This window comes from Pseudoxanthobacter sp., from assembly GCF_036822375.1.
In the GTDB taxonomy this organism is placed as follows: domain Bacteria; phylum Pseudomonadota; class Alphaproteobacteria; order Rhizobiales; family Segnochrobactraceae; genus Pseudoxanthobacter.
In genome coordinates this window covers 1-3375 of the sequence record NZ_DAISHT010000131.1, presented here as the reverse complement: position 1 = coordinate 3375, position 3375 = coordinate 1, and the positions used below count along the sequence as shown (strand labels likewise).

The 3375-nt window shown below is 69.9% G+C and carries 4 protein-coding genes; 2 read left to right on the top strand and 2 right to left on the bottom strand.

The genetic code is table 11. The annotated features are described in order from the left end of the window. The first annotated feature begins 154 nt into the window (after nt 1-154). The gene (leuB, locus tag V7067_RS12160; RefSeq protein ID WP_334176170.1) at nt 155-1267 is read left to right on the top strand and encodes a 3-isopropylmalate dehydrogenase; all 1113 of its coding nucleotides are present in this window, start codon (nt 155-157) and stop codon (nt 1265-1267) included. A 171-nt stretch (nt 1268-1438) separates the two neighbouring features. Next, nucleotides 1439-1951: a hypothetical protein gene (locus V7067_RS12155; RefSeq protein WP_334176169.1), complete on the top strand. Its 513-nt coding sequence runs from the start codon at nt 1439-1441 to the stop codon at nt 1949-1951. On the opposite strand, the gene V7067_RS12150 is transcribed toward V7067_RS12155, so the two are convergent. Next, nucleotides 1936-2415, bottom strand: a complete 480-nt coding sequence (locus tag V7067_RS12150) for a GNAT family N-acetyltransferase (protein WP_334176168.1) — start codon at nt 2413-2415, stop codon at nt 1936-1938. The genes V7067_RS12155 and V7067_RS12150 overlap by 16 nt on opposite strands. A gap of 10 nt (nt 2416-2425) precedes the next feature. Beyond that, nucleotides 2426-3375: glutathione synthase (gshB, locus tag V7067_RS12145; protein WP_334176167.1), on the bottom strand; the 950-nt coding region annotated here is incomplete at its 5' end.

Below are 3375 nucleotides of genomic sequence, written 5' to 3'. Positions count from 1 at the left end.
GCCGGCGGCTGCCCGCGCCGTGCCGCCTTCCTGACGGCTTGCATCGCAGGCAGCGACGCGATACCGACAGCCCCCGGGAAATGCCTGCGCCGCCCGCGGCCCGCTGCCCGGGCGAAGCGCTTTTCGGAACGGCGAAGAACAAGGATGTCTGGCCATGGCGACCCACAAGATCCTGCTCCTGCCCGGTGACGGCATCGGCACGGAGATCGCGGCTGCGGCGCGCAGGGTGATCGGCTGGTTCGATCAGCGGGCCGGCGGCGGCGCGTTCTCCATCGAGGAAGACGTGGTGGGCGGCGCGGCCTATGACGCCCACGGCGTGGCGATCACCGATGCGGCGATGGCGCTGGCGCAGGCCTCCGACGCGGTGCTGTTCGGCGCCGTCGGCGGTCCGAAGTGGGCGGACGTGCCCTATGAGGTGCGCCCGGAAGCCGGCCTGCTGCGGCTGCGCAAGGATCTCGGCCTGTTCGCCAACCTGCGCCCGGCGATCTGCTATCCGGCGCTGGCGGATGCCTCGTCGCTGAAGCGCGAGCTGGTCGAGGGTCTCGATATCCTCATCGTGCGCGAACTCACCGGCGGCGTCTATTTCGGCGAGCCGAAGGAGATCACCGAGCTGGCGAACGGCCAGAAGCGCGCCGTCGACACGCAGGTCTACGAGACCTACGAGATCGAGCGCATCGCCCGCGTGGCCTTCGACCTTGCCCGCACGCGCAGCAACAAGGTATCGTCTTCCGAAAAGCACAACGTCATGAAGTCGGGCGTGCTGTGGAAGGAAGTCGTGACCGCCGTCCACGCGCGCGAATATGCCGATGTCAGCCTGGAGCATATCCTGGCCGACAACTGTGGCATGCAGCTCGTGCGCCGGCCGAAGCAGTTCGACGTCATCGTGTGCGACAACCTGTTCGGCGACATGCTGTCGGACGTTGCCGCAATGCTGACCGGTTCGCTCGGCATGCTGCCTTCGGCGGCGCTTGGCGCGGTGGACGAGGCGACCGGCCGCCGCAAGGCCATGTATGAGCCGGTGCACGGCTCGGCGCCGGACATTGCCGGCACCGGCGCGGCCAACCCGATCGCCATGATCGCCTCTTTCGCGATGGCGCTGCGCTACTCGTTCGGCCTCGTCGAGGAGGCGGTCCTGCTCGACAATGCCATTGCGGCGGCTCTCGATACCGGCGTGCGCACCCGCGACATCGGCGGCGGCGACAAGTCGGTCGGCACGCAGGTCATGACGGATGCGATTCTGGCGGCGCTGGACCGGCTGTCCGTCTGACCGGGACGATGCCGGCCTGACTGGCAACTGACTGGCCGGCCGGACCGGCGCTTCAGACCGCGACCGCCTGCACGCAGGCGGTCGCATCCGACGGGGCGCACGGCGCCCCGTTTTTTGCAGGATCGCGGTGTTTATGTGCGGCCCGCCGGCCGGGCGCAGGGAGCGGAACGGATGATCGACAGCAGGGATTGGAGCCGTCTCGCCAGGCTCGCGGCGTGCGCCTGCCTTGCCGTTCTGGCTGCCGTCCCTGCCCGTGCCGACGACGGCCGCTCGCAGCGCGAGCGCGACATGGAAACCTTCCGCTGGCTCGACGGCGACGGCGACGGCGAGGTGACCCGCGAACAGGCGGTCCGCGAGCGTTCGCGCAGCTTCGACATTCTCGACCGCAACAAGGACGGCGTGGTCACCGCCGGCGAGATCCGGGCCGCGGCTGCGGCGTGGGGCGCCTCCAACCCGCGCGAGTGGACGGTGGCGCGGCAGGAATACTGGGTGGAAGGCGAGCTGGGCACCATGCCCGGCGGCAGCATCGAGCGCGACGCCTACATCGAATATTTCATGCGCTGGTGGTTCGACCGGGCGGATTTCGATCACAACGGCGTCGTGACCGAAAACGAAGTGCTGCTGATGCCGCCGCCGATGACGCTGGGCGCGCCCAACGGCGTGCGCCCTTACGGCGCCAACTGAGCGGCGCCGTCCAGCCGCTGTTTCAGGAAATACCGGGTGTTGCCCGGCGGGTGGTCTTCCAGCGTGCCGAACACGGTAAAGCCGAGCCGCTGGTAGAACGCGGCCGTGCGGGCCCCGAAGGTATCGACCCACGCGCCGACGGCCCCGCGCCCGCGGGCCTCCGCCAGCGCCCGGCGCACGAGTTCGGCGCCGGTGCCGCAGCCGCGGGCTGCCTCCGGCACGAACAGCAGCTCGATATAAAGCCACTCATAGCTGGTGCGGCCGAGAAGGCCGCCGGCCACGGTGCCGTCGCTGTCTTCCAGCAGCACCGCCAGCGGGCGGCCGCGCGGCAGGCCGACGCGCGGGGCGTTGAACGCGACGATGCCCGCGGCGAGCGTGACGCGCGCCGCCTCCGGCGGGGCATCGGTCAGGCGCAGGCGAAGGGCCGGCCCGTCTGCGGCCCGGGGCTTGTCGCCGCCGTCCATGCCGGCCGCCTCACGCGGCCTTTGCGGCCGCGACGCGGGCTTCCACCTTGTCCCACAGCATCGCTGCGCCGTCCGGGCCGCCGAGGCGGCGGATGGCCCTGAGGCCGGTGGGGGCGGTGACGTTGATCTCCGTCAGGCGGCCGTCGATGACGTCGATGCCGACCAGCATCAGCCCCTGCCGCGACAGTTCCGGCCCGATGCGGGCGACGATCTCGCGTTCGCGCGCGGTCAGCTCGGTCGCCTTCGCAGCGCCGCCGCGCACCATGTTGGAGCGCAGGTCGCCTTCCGCCGGCACGCGGTTGACCGCGCCGGCAAACTCGCCGTCGATCAGGATGATGCGCTTGTCGCCGTGCTTCACCTCGGGGATGAACTGCTGGATCATCCACGGTTCGCGCAGCGTGGCGGAGAAAAGATCGAACAGCGAGCCGTAGTTGAGGTCGTCGCGGGTGAGGCGGAACACCGAAGCGCCGCCGTGGCCGTAAAGCGGCTTCATGACGATGTCGCCGAACTCGGCGCGGAAGGCGTCGATCTCGGCGCGGTCGCGGGTGATCAGCGTCGGCGGCATCAGGTCGGGGAAGTGGGTGACGAAGATCTTCTCCGGCGCGTTGCGCACCGCAGCCGGGTTGTTCACCACCAGCGTTGCGGGGTGCACGCGCTCCAGAAGGTGGGTGGCGGTGATGTAGGCGAGGTCGAACGGCGGATCCTGCCGCATGAACACCACATCGAAATCCGTCACCGCCAGCCGCTCCCGGGCGCCCAGCGTGAAGTGATCGCCGGCCACGTCGCGCACCGTCACCGGCTCGGCGTTGACGAACACCGCACCGTCGCGCATCGCCAGCCGGTCGGGCGTGAAATGATAGAGCGTGTGGCCGCGCTGCTGCGCTTCGAGCATCAGGGCGAACCCCGAATCTCCCGCGATCTTCAGCGTGGAGATGTGGTCCATCTGGAAGGCGACCTTGA